General features: G+C 66.7%; 15 protein-coding genes and 2 riboswitches. Of the genes, 4 read left to right on the top strand and 11 right to left on the bottom strand.

Annotated elements, in window-relative coordinates:
- Window positions 1–201: 201 nt before the first annotated feature.
- Genes ACS5PK_RS11395 through ACS5PK_RS11405 form a run of 3 tightly spaced genes read right to left on the bottom strand, consistent with a single transcriptional unit; the run spans window position 202 to window position 3,632 of the window.
- Entirely contained in the window at window positions 202–1,140 is a 939-nt protein-coding gene (locus ACS5PK_RS11395) for an MBL fold metallo-hydrolase (RefSeq protein ID WP_439440358.1), read from the bottom strand.
- Window positions 1,141–1,161: 21 nt separating this feature from the next.
- Complete coding sequence (locus tag ACS5PK_RS11400) at window positions 1,162–2,883, bottom strand: long-chain-fatty-acid--CoA ligase (RefSeq protein WP_439440359.1); 1,722 nt, start codon at window positions 2,881–2,883, stop codon at window positions 1,162–1,164.
- 59 nt (window positions 2,884–2,942) lie between these two features.
- The gene (locus tag ACS5PK_RS11405; protein WP_439440574.1) at window positions 2,943–3,632 is read right to left on the bottom strand and encodes an FFLEELY motif protein; all 690 of its coding nucleotides are present in this window, start codon (window positions 3,630–3,632) and stop codon (window positions 2,943–2,945) included.
- Window positions 3,633–3,771: 139 nt separating this feature from the next.
- Here ACS5PK_RS11405 and ACS5PK_RS11410 point away from each other — a divergent pair, with 139 nt between their 5' ends.
- Window positions 3,772–4,677: an esterase/lipase family protein gene (locus ACS5PK_RS11410; RefSeq protein WP_439440360.1), complete on the top strand. Its 906-nt coding sequence runs from the start codon at window positions 3,772–3,774 to the stop codon at window positions 4,675–4,677.
- Between the two features lie 135 nt (window positions 4,678–4,812).
- Here the strand turns inward: ACS5PK_RS11410 and hppD are convergent, their stop codons facing one another.
- Window positions 4,813–5,937 carry a 4-hydroxyphenylpyruvate dioxygenase gene (hppD, locus tag ACS5PK_RS11415; RefSeq protein WP_439440361.1) on the bottom strand — a complete coding sequence of 375 codons (1,125 nt, stop codon included), beginning with the start codon at window positions 5,935–5,937 and terminating at the stop codon, window positions 4,813–4,815.
- A gap of 122 nt (window positions 5,938–6,059) precedes the next feature.
- On the opposite strand from hppD, the gene ACS5PK_RS11420 reads away from it, so the two are divergent.
- Entirely contained in the window at window positions 6,060–6,542 is a 483-nt protein-coding gene (locus ACS5PK_RS11420) for an Lrp/AsnC family transcriptional regulator (RefSeq protein WP_439440362.1), read from the top strand.
- Between the two features lie 64 nt (window positions 6,543–6,606).
- Here ACS5PK_RS11420 and ACS5PK_RS11425 read toward each other — a convergent pair whose 3' ends face one another.
- The 7 genes from ACS5PK_RS11425 to ACS5PK_RS11455 all read right to left on the bottom strand — a co-directional run bounded on the left by ACS5PK_RS11425 (window position 6,607) and on the right by ACS5PK_RS11455 (window position 13,521).
- On the bottom strand, window positions 6,607–7,224 hold the full coding sequence (locus ACS5PK_RS11425; RefSeq protein WP_439440363.1) for a methyltransferase domain-containing protein: 618 nt from the start codon (window positions 7,222–7,224) through the stop codon (window positions 6,607–6,609).
- A 38-nt stretch (window positions 7,225–7,262) separates the two neighbouring features.
- Window positions 7,263–8,117 (bottom strand): HDOD domain-containing protein, encoded by an 855-nt coding sequence (locus ACS5PK_RS11430; RefSeq protein WP_439440364.1) that lies wholly within the window; start codon window positions 8,115–8,117, stop codon window positions 7,263–7,265.
- A gap of 102 nt (window positions 8,118–8,219) precedes the next feature.
- Entirely contained in the window at window positions 8,220–8,465 is a 246-nt protein-coding gene (locus tag ACS5PK_RS11435) for a hypothetical protein (protein WP_439440365.1), read from the bottom strand.
- A 48-nt stretch (window positions 8,466–8,513) separates the two neighbouring features.
- Complete coding sequence (locus ACS5PK_RS11440; RefSeq protein WP_439440366.1) at window positions 8,514–8,705, bottom strand: hypothetical protein; 192 nt, start codon at window positions 8,703–8,705, stop codon at window positions 8,514–8,516.
- A 646-nt stretch (window positions 8,706–9,351) separates the two neighbouring features.
- Window positions 9,352–9,885 carry a hypothetical protein gene (locus ACS5PK_RS11445; protein WP_439440367.1) on the bottom strand — a complete coding sequence of 178 codons (534 nt, stop codon included), beginning with the start codon at window positions 9,883–9,885 and terminating at the stop codon, window positions 9,352–9,354.
- Between the two features lie 94 nt (window positions 9,886–9,979).
- Window positions 9,980–12,079 carry an elongation factor G gene (gene fusA, locus ACS5PK_RS11450; protein ID WP_439440368.1) on the bottom strand — a complete coding sequence of 700 codons (2,100 nt, stop codon included), beginning with the start codon at window positions 12,077–12,079 and terminating at the stop codon, window positions 9,980–9,982.
- A 143-nt stretch (window positions 12,080–12,222) separates the two neighbouring features.
- Window positions 12,223–13,521 (bottom strand): D-amino acid dehydrogenase, encoded by a 1,299-nt coding sequence (locus tag ACS5PK_RS11455; protein ID WP_439440369.1) that lies wholly within the window; start codon window positions 13,519–13,521, stop codon window positions 12,223–12,225.
- An 87-nt stretch (window positions 13,522–13,608) separates the two neighbouring features.
- Window positions 13,609–13,726: riboswitch (glycine riboswitch) on the bottom strand.
- 1 nt (window position 13,727) lies between these two features.
- Window positions 13,728–13,831, bottom strand: a riboswitch (glycine riboswitch).
- Between the two features lie 136 nt (window positions 13,832–13,967).
- Here ACS5PK_RS11455 and ACS5PK_RS11460 point away from each other — a divergent pair.
- Together ACS5PK_RS11460 and ACS5PK_RS11465 are read left to right on the top strand one after the other, a co-directional pair.
- The gene (locus ACS5PK_RS11460; protein WP_439440370.1) at window positions 13,968–14,873 is read left to right on the top strand and encodes a DUF2785 domain-containing protein; all 906 of its coding nucleotides are present in this window, start codon (window positions 13,968–13,970) and stop codon (window positions 14,871–14,873) included.
- A 95-nt stretch (window positions 14,874–14,968) separates the two neighbouring features.
- Window positions 14,969–16,132, top strand: coding sequence for a PQQ-dependent sugar dehydrogenase (locus ACS5PK_RS11465; RefSeq protein ID WP_439440371.1), 1,164 nt, complete (start codon window positions 14,969–14,971; stop codon window positions 16,130–16,132).
- Window positions 16,133–16,142: the final 10 nt, after the last annotated feature.

The raw sequence follows: 16,142 nt of genomic DNA on the forward strand, positions 1-16,142 counted from the left end.
CGTCAGGCTAATATCCCGCCAAACCCCCGGTTCCGCAAGGACCGGGGGTTTTGCTTTTGAGGATCCCATCTTAAGGATCCAATATCCGCGGGCAGCCGGCCGCACTTCGTATTTCGTATTTCGTATTTCGGGCGCCGGCCCTCTGTGAAGTTCCGGGTACTGCTGGCTGGCCAGAGGTATCAGCGCGGAATCTGTTCGTGGCTATGCCCTCGGTTCCAGCCGCACCATTTGCTCATCTGCCCGCAGCTGCCCTGCCTTGCACAAGCCCTCAAGCAGCAGGTTGGCCCAGACCTGTGCATCAGGGATCGCCGCCAGCACTCGTAGGCGTTGCTGCACCGGCGTGCTGTCCAACCAGCTTTCAACGGCTTCCCTTGAGCGCTCACGCCACTCCAGCAGGTGATACATCAGCAGCGCCCTGCCTGCATGCAAGGCATGACGCTTGGGTTCCGCGCGGAAATAGTCCAGGCGGCTGCGCGCCTCCCGTAGCGCTGACGCCGTGTCGGTGAACAAGGGGCCGTGCCCAGGCATGACGATCGCCGGTTGGAGCGCCTGGATGAGGTCCAGGGTCTGCTCGAGCTCGTCGAAGGCGGCGCCCATGGCGGGGCGGGGCGCGAGCTCGGGGAAGACGATGCCGAAGCCTCTTTCCCAGAGCGCGTCGGCAGAGATCAGCAGCCCCCTGCGAGCTTCAAACAGGATGATGGAGGCGGGATCGTGCCCCGGGGCGGCGTGGACCTCCCAGCAGTAGGGCCCATGCTCGACATGCGATCCCGGCTGCAAGCGTTCATGGGGAACAAAACGTTCGCAGCGCTGGCCCGTGTCCTCAAAGCTCAGCCGGGATTCGTCCCAGGCTTGAGCCGCCTCGAACTCGGCCGGAGGCATCCAGACCTGGGCCCGATAGCGTGCCTGCAGCGCGCCATTGCCGCCGCAGTGATCCGAATGCAGATGAGTATTCAGGAGTGCGCGAGGTGCGAGTTGGCCCTGCTGCTGCAGATGCAGCTCGATCAGACCGAGCGTGTGTGCGGCATGGCTGACATAGCCGGTGTCCACAACCAGTGGGCCTCGTGAGTCGCCGCCCAGAAGCACCATATTGGCCGAGAGCCAGCCCCGTTCGATGAAGTCGATATGCTGGGGCAGATTCATGAGAGGGTGCCCCGCTGGCCATCAGCTGCGCAGCTCGCGTCTGAGGATTTTTCCAACATTGCTCTTGGGCAGCTCATCCCTGAATTCGATGTACTTGGGGCGCTTGTATGCGGTCATCTGGGCATGGCAATACTGGGCCAGGTCTTCTTCTGCCAGGGCTGGATCGCGCTTCACCACGAAGAGCTTCACCGCCTCGCCGGACTTGGCGTCCGGCACGCCTACCGCCGCACATTCAAGGACGCCTGGGTGAAGGCTCACCACCTGTTCGATCTCGGTCGGATAGACGTTGAAACCCGAGACAAGGATCATGTCCTTCTTGCGATCGACGATACGTACATAGCCTTGCTCGTCCATGACGCCGATATCGCCACTCTTGAAGAAGCCGTCTGGCCAGAAGACTTGGGACGTTTCGTCCGGGCGATTCCAGTAGCCGACCATCACCTGCGGGCCGCGAATGCAGATCTCTCCGCGCTCGCCCAGCGGCATTTCGCGGCCTTCGTCATCACGGATGGCTATCTCGGTGTTGGGAATAGGCAAGCCAATGGAGCCGTTGAACTCGCGCACATCCAGCCGATTCACCGTGGCGACGGGTGAAGTTTCGGAAAGGCCGTAGCCTTCCACCACAGGGCAGCCGGTGATGCGCAGCCATTTCTCTGCGGTGGCCTGCTGCACGGCCATGCCGCCGCCGTTGGAGATCACCAGCTCCGAGAAGTCCAGGCGAGCGAAGGCCGGCTCATTGGCCAGTGCATTGAACAGAGTGTTGACAGCCGGGAACATGTGCACCCGGTACTGCTGCAGTGTGCGGATGAAGCCGGGGATGTCCCTCGGATTGGTGATGAGGAGATTCAGCATGCCCTGGCGCGCCCCCAGCATGTAGCAGGCGGTGAGGGCGAAGATGTGATAGAGCGGCAAGGCACAGACCACGGTCAGCTGCTTGCCGCCCACGCGCTGCAGCATGGGCGAGAACCAGGCCTCGCTCTGCAGGATGTTGGCCAACACCTGCCGGTGCTGCAGTGTGGCGCCCTTGGACACGCCAGTCGTGCCGCCGGTGTACTGAAGAAAGGCCACGTCATCGGCTTTCACAGCCACAGGCTGCAGTGTCCGGGCGCGGCCCTGGGTGATGGCTGCATTGAAACGGCGCACAGAACGGCCTTCGCCCAGTGGCAGCCGGAACTCCTTCACCATCTTTCGCAGGTGCCGCACCGCAAAATTGACCAGCGGGCCGCGCCACCAGCCCAGCAAGTCCCCCAGCGAGGCCAGCACCACATGTCGCACGGGGGAGTCATTGATCACCTCCTCCAGCGTGGCCGCGAAGTTCTCCAGCACGATGATGGCTTCAGCGCCACTGTCCTTGAGTTGGTGAGCCAGTTCGCGCGGCGTGTACAGCGGATTCACGTTCACCACCACGCAGCCGGCCCGCAGGATGCCGGCGATGGCCACCATGTACTGCAGCACATTGGGCATCATGATGGCCACGCGTGCGCCCTTGCCCAGGCCCAGGCCCTGCAGATAGCTCGCGAGCGCGCGTGACATTTCGTCGAGCTGCCGGTAGCTCAGCCGCTGATCCATGCATACGGCGGCATCACGGTCGCCATAGGTTCTGAAGGCTTCCTCCAGCAGTTCGACCAAGGAGCCGTAGGTGTCGACCGCAATCTCTGCCGGCACTTCGCGTGGATAGGACTTCAGCCAGGGCTTGTCCCTGGACGTCGGCTGCTTGCCGGGGAATTCGAGCACGGCACTCATGGCGGGCGACTCTCCTTGCTGTGGCCTCGATGCATGGTGAGTGGCGCGCTGCCCTGCGCCTACGGGAGTTGCCCTAGCCTTCCGTCGCTTGGGAGACAGTCCGTTCCCGGCGGGACGGCTGCTGCAAACAGGGCGGCTGCCAGGTCCTGCTCGCGCTGGCGCACAGTCCCCAGGAAGTCGCTGGCGCCACGCATGGCCTTGAAGGTGTCGAAGCCTTGCTCCAGGAAGCGCTGCAGCTCGGCCAGGCCGGCTGCGGCCGCGGGTCCGCGCATCATGCGCAAGGCCTGGCGGAGCAGGGGCTTTCGGGTGAGGTGGTCCAGTGAGGCGCCCACGGCCAGTGTCAGATCGATCTGCTGCTGCCGACGCTCGGGCTTGCCGACCGTCTGCCAGGCCTGCACATAGCGCAGGGAAGACAGCGGCGAGGCGCCCAACACGTCGGCCATCTCTCCGTCAAGCTGTTCCGAGAGGGCATGCAGCTCTGCCAGATGCAATACCGTCTGCACCACCTGCTCTGGGAAGAGTCGGACCAGGGCCGGCACCACGCGCGCGAACTGGGCGTCGCGGCCGGAGAAGTCCCCGGGTCCGTAGAGCTCTTCCAGAAAGAAGCGTGCCGCCGCGGCGTATCGAGGCGAGGCCAGCAGATCGGCATAGGTTCGCGCAAAGCGTTGTTGCTGGAACTGCTTGACGGCCTGGACGCAGGCGTGCAGGGAGGGCTCGGCCAGGCGACGCTGGCGCTCCTGCTCGACCATCTGCAAGTGTTGGAGGATCCGGGATTCCAAGGGCGGTGACAGATAGGTGGGTCAAGGCCTGGGCGGGATTGTCCGCCTACACTGGCGCCGCTTCGCTAGTGCGGAGACTCGAATGACGTGTAGCCAGGGCCGCTTGACGATGAACAATGCGAAACAACAACAGCTGGTGCTGGCCGTGCGGGTGCTGCTGGGCCTGCTGCTGGGGGCCTGGGGCTGGCGGCACTGGGGATTGCCGGGCGCCCTGCTGATGGGGTGGACGGGCCTGTTTGGCTGGACACTGCTGGTGCTGCCGGTCTTCGTCCTCCTGAGGCGACTGCCCCGGCCCGAGGGGCAGCCACAAGCGACGCTGACGCAGTGCCTGCGCGCGGCAGCGCTGGAATGGTGGGCATATGAGAAGGTCTTCTCCTGGCAGCAGCCCTTTGGCGCGTCGCGCTGTCCTGACGTCTGCGATGGCCGCCACAAGGGGCGTCGGGGCGTGCTGCTGCTGCACGGTTTTCGCTGCAACAGGGGGCTGTGGCATCACTGGGTGAGGCGCCTGAATGCTCAGGGCGTCCCACATGTCGCGCTCAGCCTCGAGCCGCCGTTTGCCAGCATCGATGACTACGCCGAGCAGATCGAGTCCGCCATTCGTCGCTTGGAGCAGGCGACGGGCCTGCCGCCTGTGGTTGTGGCCCACAGCATGGGCGGCCTGGCCTTGCGCGCCTGGAGGCGTGCGGTGCACGCCGCGCCAGAGCGGCTGCATCAGGTGTTCACGCTGGGCACGCCGCATGCGGGCACGGTGATGGCCCAGTTGTCCGGCGCGCCCAATGCAAAACAGATGCGTGCCCGGTCAGCCTGGCTGCAGGCCCTGGCAGAGAGCGAATCCGCGGCGTGGTGGCGGCGTTTCACCTGCGTCTACAGCTGCTGCGACCAGGTGGTCTGCCCTTCGGTGCTGGCCTTGTTGCCCGAAGCGCAGACCTTGGCGGTGCCCGCCAGTGGGCACTTGCAACTGGTGTACGAGCCGATGGTGATGGACGCCGTGATGCGGCACTTGCTGGCGGACTGAAGCGCTGTCGCCAGCCAAAACAAAGGCCCGGCTTTGCCCGGGCCTTTGTTTCTTCTCAAGCCTCATGCCGCCTGCGCGCTTGCACGCGCGCAGGCCTGCTGCTCGGGGAAGACTGTCCACCGGGACAGTCCTCGCTCAAGCCTCCGCCTTCAGTACGCCGCGGCGGATCTGGTCGAGTTCGATGCTCTCGAACAGAGCCTGGAAGTTGCCCTCGCCAAAGCCTTCATTGCCCTTGCGCTGGATGATCTCGAAGAAGATCGGGCCTATCACTTCCTTGGTGAAGATCTGCAGCAGCAACTCGTTGGGCGCGCCCTGATGGGTGGCGCCGTCGATCAGGATGCGCAGGCGTTTGAGCTCGTCGAGGTTCTCGCCATGCGAGGGCAAGCGCTTGTTGACCAGGTCGTAGTAGGTTTCGATGGTGTCCTGGAAAACCACGCCCGTGGACTTCATGCCCTCGACCGTCTTGTAGATCTGGTTGGTGCCCAGGGCCACGTGCTGAATGCCCTCGCCGTGGTAGAGGTCCAGGTACTCGGCGATCTGGCTCTTGTCGTCACTGCTCTCGTTGATGGGGATCCGGATCTTGCCGCAGGGGCTGGTCATGGCCTTGGACTTCAGACCCGTCAGCTTGCCTTCGATGTCGAAGTAGCGGACTTCGCGGAAGTTGAACAGGCGCTCATAGAAGTCGGCCCATTCCTTCATGCGGCCACGGAAGACGTTGTGCGTCAGGTGGTCGATGTAGGTCAGGCCATGACCCTCCTGCGTGGAGGACACGGGCTGGCCGTCTGCGTCCAGCAGGGGCACGAAGTCCACGTCGTAGATGCTGATGTTGCCGATGGCGCCGGGCTGGGCGCCGTCCTTGCCTTGCCAGCGGTCGACCAGATAGATCAGCGAATCACCAATGCCCTTGATGGCCGGGATATTGAGCTCCATCGGGCCCGTCTTGTTGTCAAAGCCCCAAGCGCCCAACTCCAGTGCGCGCTGGTAGGCAAAGGCGGCATCCTTGACGCGGAAGGCAATAGCGCAGATCGAGGGGCCGTGCAGGCGGGCAAACCGCTGGGCGAAGGCGTCGGTCTCAGCATTGATGATGAAGTTCACATCGCCCTGGCGGTACAGGGTGACGTTCTTCTGGCGGTGCTTGGCCACGGCCCTGAAGCCCATGGTTTCAAACAACTGGCCCAGCGCGGCGGGATCGGGGGCTGCGAATTCAATGAACTCGAAACCGTCGGTGCCCATGGGGTTGTCCCAGGGAGTAAAAGCCATACACGTCTCCAGGCGGAAGGTTTTGCGATAGCGCAAAACTGTACGAGGATGAGGCCGCAGGATTCATGCGATCTTGTTGGCGTCATCCCCTGAGTGTGCAGGAAACCTGCAAGAATCTTGATATGGACAAGGAAAGTCAGCTCGACGCCATCGACCGGCGCATTTTGAGGGCGCTGCAGGTCGATGGCCGTGTCACCTACGATGCCTTGGCTTCGCAGGTGAACCTCTCGGCTTCGGCGGTACTGCGCCGGGTGCGGCGTCTTGAGGAGATTGGGGTGATCTCGGCCTACGTGGCTCTGGTGAATCCGGAGTCCGTGGGCCTGGGGCTCACGGCCTACATCAATGTGCGGCTGGAAAAGCACACCGAATCGCACAAGCGCAACCCCATGGACCTGTTCCGGGCGGCCGTGCAGACCTGGCCCGAGGTCGTCGAATGCTCCGCCCTGACGGGTGACATGGACTACCTGCTGCGCGTGCTGGTGGAGGACATGGCGCACTACGCGCGCTTCATCACAGAGACGCTGCTCAAGCATCCCAGCGTGCAGGACTGCAAGACCAGCTTTGTGCTGGACAGGCTCAAGAACACGACGGCCTTGCCCCTCTGAACCGAGTCCGGGGTGGCCATTGGCTCCTGGCCTGGTCCGCCGGGCAGGACCTCGTCAATCGGATTCAGCGACGGCGCAGGGCTACCGCAAGCTCTTGCCAGCCCTGCGCGTGCGCGGTGGCCGCATAGGGCGGCGCGGGCCAGTCCCATAGCGAGGTGGGAAAAAGCGCGCGCATGGCGTTGATGTCGCAGTGATAGGGCGGCCCCTCGACCAGCCCTTGCCCCGCGGATTCCCGGCGCGCCTGCATGAACAGGGCCAGTAGCAGGCCGCCTGGGGGCAGCCAGCGGGCCAACTGGGCGGCGTAGGCCTGCCAATGGTCGGGATGCAGGGCGCACAGGCAGGTTTGTTCATAGACCACCTCAGGGCGGCCGTGCACGGGTGGCTGCCATTGCAGCACGTCGGCCTGCTCGACCTCGGCGCCCAGGCCTGCCGCCTGGAGGCCCTGGCGGGCGCGGGCGACGGCGGCGGGGGCGTAGTCCAGGCCGCGGACGATCAGGCCGTGTCTGGCCAGTGCCTGCAGTTCATGCCCGCTGCCGCAGCCCGGCACCAGCACGCGCTGACCGGCAGGCAGGGCGCCGGCATCGAGCCAGGCTAGCAACTGGGGGTGGGGGGCGCCTCGGTCCCAGGGGGTCTGCCCCTGTTGGAACCGTTGCTGCCAGAAATCAAGTGTGGGACCGGCCATGGCCCGCATCTTAGGCCTTGCCCCCGCGGGCGTGGGGGTCAGCGGGAATCCAGCTCGTGCAGCAGCTTGAGCGTGTGCGTCGGCCCCAGCGTCAGGAGTTCTCCGATCTCGTGGAGGTCGTCCGGCACGGCAGGGTTCTCCCAGCTGTCGGCGGTATGCCGGGCCAGTCGCACGGCCAGGCGCACGCACTGCACCTGCGGGTCGTGGCCCCGCTTGTCGTCGGTGCAGTGGGCCAGCAGTTCGGGCAGGCGCCAGGCTCGCATCAGGCTCTGCTCAAGATCGCCCAGTTCGATGTTCAGCACGTCTTTCTGTGCCGTCACGCTGCGCGTGCCGGACTGGGCGGCCATGCGCCATTGGACCTTCTGGGCGAGGTCCGGGGCATGGCACCACAGCAGCATCTCGGCGAAGTCATGGAGCAGTGCGGCGCTGTGGATGACGGCGGCGTCTGGGTCCATGCGATGGGCGGCGAAGCCCAAGGCGAAACGTGCGGCGCGGTCGGCGCGCCGCATCACCCGCATCAGGCCACCATACGCCGCCGGCAGGCTGGCGAGCCTATCCTCGACGGTGGGTTGGGCACCGAAATACTTGAAGAAGGGCGTGATGCCCATCAGCACCAGGGCCGCGGTCACCGTCTCGGCATCTGCCAGCAGGCGGCTGGACCGATGGGCCGAGGCGAAGCGCAGCACCTTGAGCGTCATCAGCGGATCGGTGGCCAGGCCTTCGCCGATGCTGTTGGCATCGACAGCATCTTCGTTAGCACGCCAGAGCTCGAGCTGTTCGGCTGTCGATGCCAAGACAGGGATCTCCGCCTCCCGGAAGTACGCAGTCCAGCGGTTCAAGTCCAGAAAGGGCTTGGTCAGCGGAGTGAACGGCAGGGCGGGCGGGGTGCTCATCGCAGGCGATAGCGTAGGCGCTTTCGTCAAGTATCGGCAATGCCGAGCCCAACTTGAACGCCATGCCCCCGATGGCCAGCAACAAAGTGAGGAAAAATCGTCTCATCGGATCCTCCCTTCGCCTGGCCAGCCGCCCAGGCGCTCGCCGTCGAAACGGACGCTGCCGATGGGGTCTCCGGCGCGGCGGCGCGGGAGGGCCTCGGTGGTGGATGCCGTGGCCGCTTCGTCGCGGCTGAGCTCTGTGGGCGGTGCGCTGAGCCAGCGCGCCAGGCGCCGGGCTCCTGCAGTCAGCGAGTCGCTGACGCGGCTAACGAGGCCGTAGCCTGTCGTCTTGATGATCTTTTGCATGGTGATGCTCCCTCGGGCCTCGCGCCGGAAGGCGGCGAGGCTTGCGATTCACGGACTGCGCTCGTCTGGGCGCAGGCGGCGGATTTCCAGGGCCAGGTCTTGCTTGGCACGCTGGCGTTCGGCGGCGCGTTGGGCCTGATGACGGCCGGCCTGCCGAAGCAGGGCCGGCGCCACCATGGGATTGCGCGGTTTTCGGCCCTGCAGCGACAGCTGCGGGCGAGGGGCGGTGAACTGAGACATGGCACTCTCCTTGACGCCGCTCGGGTTCATCGAGCAGGCGCAGGCTATGGAAGGTTGAACGGACGCTTGCCAGGCAGGGCTGCGCCGATGGACGAGTCCACCAACGGGCCGCCTCGGCACGAGGCCGGGATCAAGTCAGGGCACGGCGGCGAGGACGCTTGCGCAGACAGTGGTTCGAAGCCACGCAGGACGGCAGGCCGCAGGACGCGAGCAGGCGCTGGCACATCAGGACGCAGAGGGCGTCCCTGGGCCTTGTCTGAGCTGGCGCCGGCCCGGGTTCGGCGGTGGCGCACGGCTCGCAAGACCCTGATGACCAGGGGCTAAGGGGTGGCAGGTGCTCACCGGGAGGCGTCATCCAGTCACTGCAGGGGCGGGGTGGCGCGCGAGATGGTGAGGAGTTCATCGCGGTGAACCCGGCCGCGACTTGCGCAAATGATAAACGATTGATTATCTTGCGCAAGTGCTTTTTATCTCTGATGCAAAGCAATCCAGGATGACGTGCGAAACACGGATTGCAGGTGCGCTTCGCGCGCGGCGCGCCAGATGTGCCTGGGCATGGGGCTTGTGAGGCGGCGAGCCCAGCACGGCAGGGCGCGGCTGGGCAGAGGTTGGCGTACGCCGGGCGCCCTTGTGGCGCTGTCCCTGATTAACGCTTCTTGGGCTTGAGGGGGGCAATGCCCTGCTGCAGCCGGCGCCATTCGTCCAGATCGCTGGCGTGAGAAGGCGATGCGGAGGATGCGGCAGGCGGCCTGCCTACGCTGCCGCGCTGCGCCTGCGAGGCAGCCTGCTGCGCCGCGGGCGCAGGACTCTCCGGCGTCAGCACTTCACCCAGCAGGTCCAGCAGGCGCGTGCGTGCGCGCTGCGGATGTCGGCGGTAGTAAGTCAGGACCAGGCCGATGATGAAGCGCTCGTCGTCATCTCTGGGCAGCGCAGGCTCGGTGTCTCCTGCAGGAGCCGGTGTCTGGCCATGTTCCAGGTCCATCCAGCCCGTCGGCTTGTGGCACAGCTGTTCGAACTGCCGCGCCAGGCGTTCGCCAATCTGGCGGGAGCGGCTCTTGATCTGGCTCCAATAGCTGGGCTGGATCTGCAAGCGCTCCGCGAAACGCCGCTCCAGGCCGCGCAAGGCGGCGGCATCGGGGTGCTTGATGGTGGAAGCGACGAATTCTTCAAACAGGAGCATCGCGTTGTCCAGTCGGACCTGAGCGACGTCCCGGGCAGCGGAACACATGCCGCAATGATAAAGCCTTGTTCACTCGCGTCCTGACTCATCCGCTTCAGTCGTCCTCGTCGCGGGGCTTGTGGGCGGCCATGAGCTGCGACTGGGTGCTGGGTGGCACGAGCTCGTAGTGGGACAGACTGAGCGTGTAGCGGCCCTGGCCGCTGGTCAGGGCATTGAGCCGTGTCTGGTAGCTGCTGAGCTCGGCCAGCGGGGCCAGGCCCTGGATGCTGATGCTGCCCGGCACCGGGTTGTCCGTGCCCAGCACCTGTCCACGCCGCGAGGCCAGATCGCCGGTGATGTCGCCCATGGCGGCCGCGGGGGCCAGAATCTCCACTTGCACGATGGGCTCCAGCACCTGGGGGCGGGCCTCCTTCACTGCGGCCATCAGGGCCTTGCGCCCTGCTGTCACGAAGGCGATTTCCTTGGAGTCCACCGAGTGGTGCTTGCCGTCGAACACCACGACCCGCAGGTCCACCAGCGGGAAGCCGGCGATCACGCCTTGGGCCAGGGCCTGGCGCACGCCCTTCTCGACGGCGGGCATGAAGACGCCAGGAATGGTGCCGCCCTTGACCTCGTCGCGGAACTCGAAGCCGGCGCCGCGCTCCAGGGGCTCGATGCGCAGCCAGACCTCGCCGAACTGGCCGGCGCCGCCGCTCTGCTTCTTGTGTCTATGGTGGCCTTCAGAAGGCGCGGAGATGGTCTCGCGGTAGGCCACCCGAGGCGGCTGCGTCAGCACCTCGCCCTTGTAGGTCTCGCGCAGGCGCTCCAGCAGCACACGCAGGTGCAGCTCGCCGAGGCCGTAGACCAGGGTCTCGTTGGTCTGGGCCGCGTGCTCGAGGCGCAGGCAGGGGTCCTCGTCGACCAGGCGCCGCAGCTGATCCCACAGGCGCTGCTCGTCCCCGTGGCGGGCCGGGCTGATGGCCAGACCATGCACGGGTTCCGGGAACTGCAGCGGGGCCAGGTGCAGGTGCTCGTCTTCCGGCGCGTCATGCAGGACGGCGTCATAGTGCAGGTCCTCGAGCTTGGCCAGGGCGCAGATGTCGCCCGGCAGCGCCTGCTCGACTTCCACATGCTCCTTGCCTCTCAGCATGAAGAGATGGCTGACCCTCACCGGCTTGCGCGCATGGCCCACATAGAGCTGAGCATTGCGCTTGAGTGTGCCCTGATGGACGCGCAGCAGGGCCAGCTTGCCGAGGTAGGGGTCGGCCTGAATCTTGAAGACATGGGCCAGCACGTGGCGGTCCGCATCGGGCAGGGGCTTCAGCGGTCTGGCCTCGGCGCCTTCGCCTTCCAGGAACTGCGGCGGATTGGCCTCGCCCGGATGCGGCAGCAGGCGGACGATGGCATCCAGCAGCTCGGGTACGCCTACGCCGGACTTCGCGGCGGTGAAGCACACGGGGACGAGATGCCCCTCTCGAAGGGCCTGCTCGAGCGGCGCATGCAGCTCGCTGGCCGGTACGTCGCCCTCGTTGAGGTAGCGTTCGACGAAGTCGCTGTCGACCTCCACCACCTGCTCCACCAGGGCGCGGTGCGCATCGGCCACGGAGCCGAAGTCGCTGTCGCCCTCGCGCTGGAAAAAACAGTCCGAAACGCGTGTGCCTCCGCCGGCCGGCAGGTTCAGCGGCAGGCATTCCTTGCCCAGTCGCTCCTGCAGCAGGGCCAGCAGACCTGGCAGGTCCACGTCGGGCGTGTCGATCTTGTTGATGACGATGAGCCGCGTGCGCTCGCGCTGGGCCGCGACCTCCATCAGCCGCGTGGCCATCAGCTCCAGGCCAGACTGGGCATTGATCACCAGCACCGCGCTTTCCACCGCCTCCAGGGCTGGCAGGGCCTGGCCGATGAAGTCCGGCGCGCCTGGTGTATCCAGCACGTGCAGGCGCAGGCCCTGCCAGTCCAGGTGCACGGCGCTGGTCTGCAGCGAGTGCTGCATGCGGCGCTCCAGGGCTTCGTGGTCGCTGACGGTGTTGCCCTTCTCGACAGCGCCGGCCAGCTTGATGGCGCCTGCCTGTAGCAGCAGGGCCTCGCACAAGGTGGTCTTGCCGCCGCCTGCGGGGCCGACCAGGGCCAGGGTGCGCAGGCTCTGCAGGCGGGAATCCTGCGCGCTGCCGGACAAGCCGGAGGCAGCGCCTCCGGCAGGAGAAGGGCTGGAGGCCATGGCGTGCTCCTTGAGGTCGGGACCGATGCACAAATGCCGTGGCCCGAGCCTAGGGCAAGGCATGGCCCCGCACAAGAGGCCCAGCGCAAGAGGGGCTGCGCAAGAGGGCCTACGCCAAGGAGCGCTCGCGGGGCAGTCCAGCCTCAGGCGTAGCGCCAGTCGCCGTCTTCCATCCGCTCCTGGGTGGCGGCGGTGAAGGCGTAGTCCAGGGCTGGGCGCCGGCCACTGACGATGTCTGCGATGGCAGCGGCCGAGCCGCAGGCATGCGTCCAGCCCAGGGTGCCGTGCCCGGTGTTCAGGTAGACGTTGGGCACGTGGCTGGCGCCGATGTAGGGCAGGTTGGAGGGCGTTGCCGGGCGCAGGCCGGTCCAGAACTGGGCACCGCGGCCGTCGGTCATCGCGGGAAAGAGTTCGCGCGTGCGGCGCACGATGGCCTCGCAGCGGGTCAGGTTCAGCTCGGTGCTGTAGCCGTTGAGTTCGGCCGTGCCGGCGATGCGCAGGCGGTCGCCCAGGCGCGAGAAAACAAGCTTGTATTCGTCGTCCGTCAGCGAGACCTGGTAGCTGTGCTCGGGCGAGATCACCGGCAGCGTCACCGAATAGCCCTTGGCTGGATAGATGTTCAGATGGATGCCCAGCTCGCGCGCCAGGCCGCGGCTGAAACTGCCCATGCACAGCACGAAGCGGTCGGCGGCGAGGCGCTGCACCACGCCGTTGGCATCGGCACAGATCACGCGGCTGATGCCCGACTCACGGCTGCCCTCCATGCCCAGGATGCGAGTGTCGTAGACAAAGCGCACGCCGGCCTGAGCGCAGCGCGCCGCCAGAGCCTGGGTGAAGCGATGGGCGTCACCGGATTCATCGCTGGGCGTCATCGAACCGCCGACGATCTGTTGGCGGCACTGCGCCAATGCGGGCTCGATGGCCACGCATTCGTCAGGCGTCTTCATGTCCAGTTCGCAGCCCTGCTCCCGCATGATGCGGGCCGGCTCCTGCGCGGCCTCATACTCGGCTTCGCTGGTGTAGAAGTGCAGGATGCCCTGGGTGCGCTGGTCGTACTCGAGGCCCAACTGGGCGCGTAGCTCCTGCAGCTGGTCGCGGCTGTAGAGACCCAGTTTGACGATGTTGCGGATGTTGTGTGCCGTGCGGCCAGGCGTGCATTCACGCAGGAACTGCAGGCCCCATCGCCACTGCGCCCAGTCGGCCCGCAGGCGGAAGAGCAGCGGGGCGTCTTCTTTCATGAGCCACTTGAGCACCTTGAGCGGTGCGCCCGGATTGGCCCAGGGCTCGGCATGGGAGACGGAGATCTGCCCGCCATTGGCGTAGCTGGTTTCCAGGCCCGCGGCGGGCTGGCGGTCGATGACGGTGACTTCGTGGCCGGCCCGGCGGAGGTACCAGGCGGTGCTGATGCCGGTGACGCCGGCGCCCAGGACGATGACATGCATGCGGAACTCTCGATGATCTGAGGGTTGAACGCGCAGGCGTGCGTGACTCGGGCGGGGAGATGCCAAAGAGAGCGTGCGCCTGTGCGCGCCGCTCCCGCTGTCCTCGGTACCTGAGAGATTCAGCCGCATCCGTCTCGGGACACGGCCTTGCTCCTTCGGCGGAGACCAGGCATGGGGCCCGGCCTCACTCTCCAGCATTCGGCTTGATGGCGGATCCAGTACGGGGCCTGAGCGAGTATGGGAGCTTGCGCCTTCGGCGGCAGGCCGGCATGCGCTGGGCATGGGGACTGCACTCTCCTGAATCCGGGGCGGAGTTTACGTGTCCCGGGCCTGGGGCCGCAAGCGGGCCGCGCCTGCTCTCCTCGGGGCATGCCTTTGTGCACGGCGGGCAAGCCCGGTGGCGCGAGCGCCGGGCGGCCCCCAAGATGTAAGCCAAGGAGGCTCTCATGGGACTTGTTGGACGAGGTAAAACCTGGGCCTGCGCGGCCCTGATGCTGGCGCTCGCGGGCCGCGCAGCCGCCGAATGCCCGCCGCGCTGGGACGGCCAGCCCCAGCAAGTGGCGCAGCTGCGTGCCTGGACGCAGGACGCAGCGATCCCCCCGGCTCAATTCCAGCAGGTGGCCGTCGCACTGGCTGACTGCCTGGCCTCGCCCGATCCCGCTCTGCGGGACGAGCTGGGCTTTGAGCTGCTGTCCGCCTGGATGCGCGCCGGCCGCCTGGCCCCGGAGGCCTTGCGCCTGCTGCGCGATCGCTGGCTGGCAGTCCTGCAGGCACCGCCCGACGCGCAAGGCTTCCATGCTCCCTTTGCTGTGCTGGCCTTGTCGGAGGTGGCCCGGGTTGACCGCATCCAGCCCTTCCTGCGGCCGTCCGAGCGTGAGGCGCTGTTGGCCGCGGGGGCAGGTTGGCTGCAGCAATGGCGGGACTACCGCGCGCACGATGATCGCGAAGGGTGGCGCCATGGCGTGGCCCATGGTGCCGACCTGCTGATGCAGATGGCCCTGAACCCAGCCCTGGACCCGGAAGGCGCGGCCCTTGCGCTGGCGTCACTAGGCTCGCAGGTGCTGGCGCATGGGCAGCTTGCCTATCGGCATGGCGAGGGCGAGCGCCTGGCGCGGGCCGCACGCTTTGCCCTGTTGCGAAGTGCCTGGACTGCCGAGCAGGTGCAGGCCTGGCTGCAGACGGTGCTGCAGCCGACACGAGGCACTGTCTGGGATGAGCGCCGCCTGCGGCAGGTGCACAACGCGCGTCAGTTCCTGTGGCCGCTGTACGTGGCCCTGCAGGAGCAGGGCGATGCGGGCCTGAGAGAGCGCGTCCTGCCTGCGGTGCGTCAGGCCTTGGCGGGGCTGGACTGATCGTCGGTGCGGGCATCGGCCTCCCGCCACAGCTTCTTACAACGCGGACGCGGGCATGCTTCTAGACTGCCTGCATCCAAGACAGGAGGTGGCGCATGGCGGCTTGGCACCGAAGCTGGGGAGCCCTGATGGCGAGCACGCTGGCGGCATGCGGTGGCGGCGATTCGGGTGCCACCCCGACCCCCACTCCCGCGCCAGTCCCGGCGCCCACCCCCGCGCCCCAGTTGGCCGCGCTTCGCACCGATCTGGGCAGCCCCTGGTCCCTGGCGGTGCTGCCTGACGGGCGGCTGCTGATCACACAGCGCGGCGGTGGCCTGCTACGGCTCAGTGCCGATGCTCGCCAGAAGGAGTCCATCAGCGGCACACCGGCCGTCAACGCCTCGGGCCAGGGCGGTCTGCTGGACGTGGTGCTGGACCCTGACTTCAGCCAGAACGGCTTCGTCTACCTGAGCTTCAGCGAGCCGGGAACCGGCAGTGAGGCCGGGCGCAGCGGGACGGCCGTCTTCAAGGCGCGGCTGCAGGGCACGGCACTGGTGGAGGGGCAGGTGATCTTCCGTCAGGCGCCCAAGGTCAGCGGCTCGGGTCACTATGGCTCGCGCCTGGTCTTTGCCAGGGACAAGACCTTGTTCGTGACGCTGGGTGAGCGTCAGCAGGGCAGTCCGGCGCAGGACCTGGGCAAGACCCTGGGCAAGGTGGTGCGCATCCAGCGCGACGGCAGCCTCCCGGCGGACAACCCGAGCTTCGGGGCCGGTGCGGCGGCGGGGCTCTACTCGCTGGGACATCGCAATCCGCAGGGGGCGGCCCTGCATCCCCAGACCGGGGAGCTGTGGATCAGCGAGCACGGCCCCCAGGGCGGTGACGAGATCAACCGCATCCGACCCGGCGGCAACTACGGCTGGCCCATGCGCAGCTATGGCTGCAATTACGGCGATCCCGTTGGGGACGCCTGCCGCATCGGCGGAGGCACCCATGCGCCGGCCTATATCGAACCGTTGACCTACTGGGTGCCGACCTCGACGGCGCCGGCAGGGCTGCTGTTCTATACCGGCGCCATGTTTCCGGAGTGGCAGGGGCAGCTGTTCTCCGGCAGCCTCGCGGGACAGGCTCTGTGGCGCCTCAGGTTGGCCGGCAACACCGTGCTGGACCGCGTCGCTCTGTACGGCCAACTGGGCGAGCGCTTCCGCGATGTGCGCCAGGCGCCGGACGGCGCACTGCTGCTGCTCACCGACAGCGGCAAGCTGCTGCGCGTGTACCGCTGAGCCTGGCCTG

Source organism: Roseateles sp. DB2 (assembly GCF_051857535.1).
In the GTDB taxonomy this organism is placed as follows: Bacteria; Pseudomonadota; Gammaproteobacteria; order Burkholderiales; family Burkholderiaceae_C; genus Roseateles_B.

What these genes read in the sequence shown, in the direction of transcription:
- ACS5PK_RS11395 (WP_439440358.1), bottom strand. Translation starts at nt 1,140, where the DNA reads ATGAATCTGCCCCAGCATATCGACTTCATCGAACGGGGCTGGCTCTCG.
- ACS5PK_RS11400 (WP_439440359.1), bottom strand. Translation starts at nt 2,883, where the DNA reads ATGAGTGCCGTGCTCGAATTCCCCGGCAAGCAGCCGACGTCCAGGGAC.
- ACS5PK_RS11405 (WP_439440574.1), bottom strand. Translation starts at nt 3,632, where the DNA reads ATGGTCGAGCAGGAGCGCCAGCGTCGCCTGGCCGAGCCCTCCCTGCAC.
- ACS5PK_RS11410 (WP_439440360.1), top strand. Translation starts at nt 3,772, where the DNA reads ATGAACAATGCGAAACAACAACAGCTGGTGCTGGCCGTGCGGGTGCTG.
- hppD (WP_439440361.1), bottom strand. Translation starts at nt 5,937, where the DNA reads ATGGCTTTTACTCCCTGGGACAACCCCATGGGCACCGACGGTTTCGAG.
- ACS5PK_RS11420 (WP_439440362.1), top strand. Translation starts at nt 6,060, where the DNA reads ATGGACAAGGAAAGTCAGCTCGACGCCATCGACCGGCGCATTTTGAGG.
- ACS5PK_RS11425 (WP_439440363.1), bottom strand. Translation starts at nt 7,224, where the DNA reads ATGGCCGGTCCCACACTTGATTTCTGGCAGCAACGGTTCCAACAGGGG.
- ACS5PK_RS11430 (WP_439440364.1), bottom strand. Translation starts at nt 8,117, where the DNA reads ATGAGCACCCCGCCCGCCCTGCCGTTCACTCCGCTGACCAAGCCCTTT.
- ACS5PK_RS11435 (WP_439440365.1), bottom strand. Translation starts at nt 8,465, where the DNA reads ATGCAAAAGATCATCAAGACGACAGGCTACGGCCTCGTTAGCCGCGTC.
- ACS5PK_RS11440 (WP_439440366.1), bottom strand. Translation starts at nt 8,705, where the DNA reads ATGTCTCAGTTCACCGCCCCTCGCCCGCAGCTGTCGCTGCAGGGCCGA.
- ACS5PK_RS11445 (WP_439440367.1), bottom strand. Translation starts at nt 9,885, where the DNA reads ATGCTCCTGTTTGAAGAATTCGTCGCTTCCACCATCAAGCACCCCGAT.
- fusA (WP_439440368.1), bottom strand. Translation starts at nt 12,079, where the DNA reads ATGGCCTCCAGCCCTTCTCCTGCCGGAGGCGCTGCCTCCGGCTTGTCC.
- ACS5PK_RS11455 (WP_439440369.1), bottom strand. Translation starts at nt 13,521, where the DNA reads ATGCATGTCATCGTCCTGGGCGCCGGCGTCACCGGCATCAGCACCGCC.
- ACS5PK_RS11460 (WP_439440370.1), top strand. Translation starts at nt 13,968, where the DNA reads ATGGGACTTGTTGGACGAGGTAAAACCTGGGCCTGCGCGGCCCTGATG.
- ACS5PK_RS11465 (WP_439440371.1), top strand. Translation starts at nt 14,969, where the DNA reads ATGGCGGCTTGGCACCGAAGCTGGGGAGCCCTGATGGCGAGCACGCTG.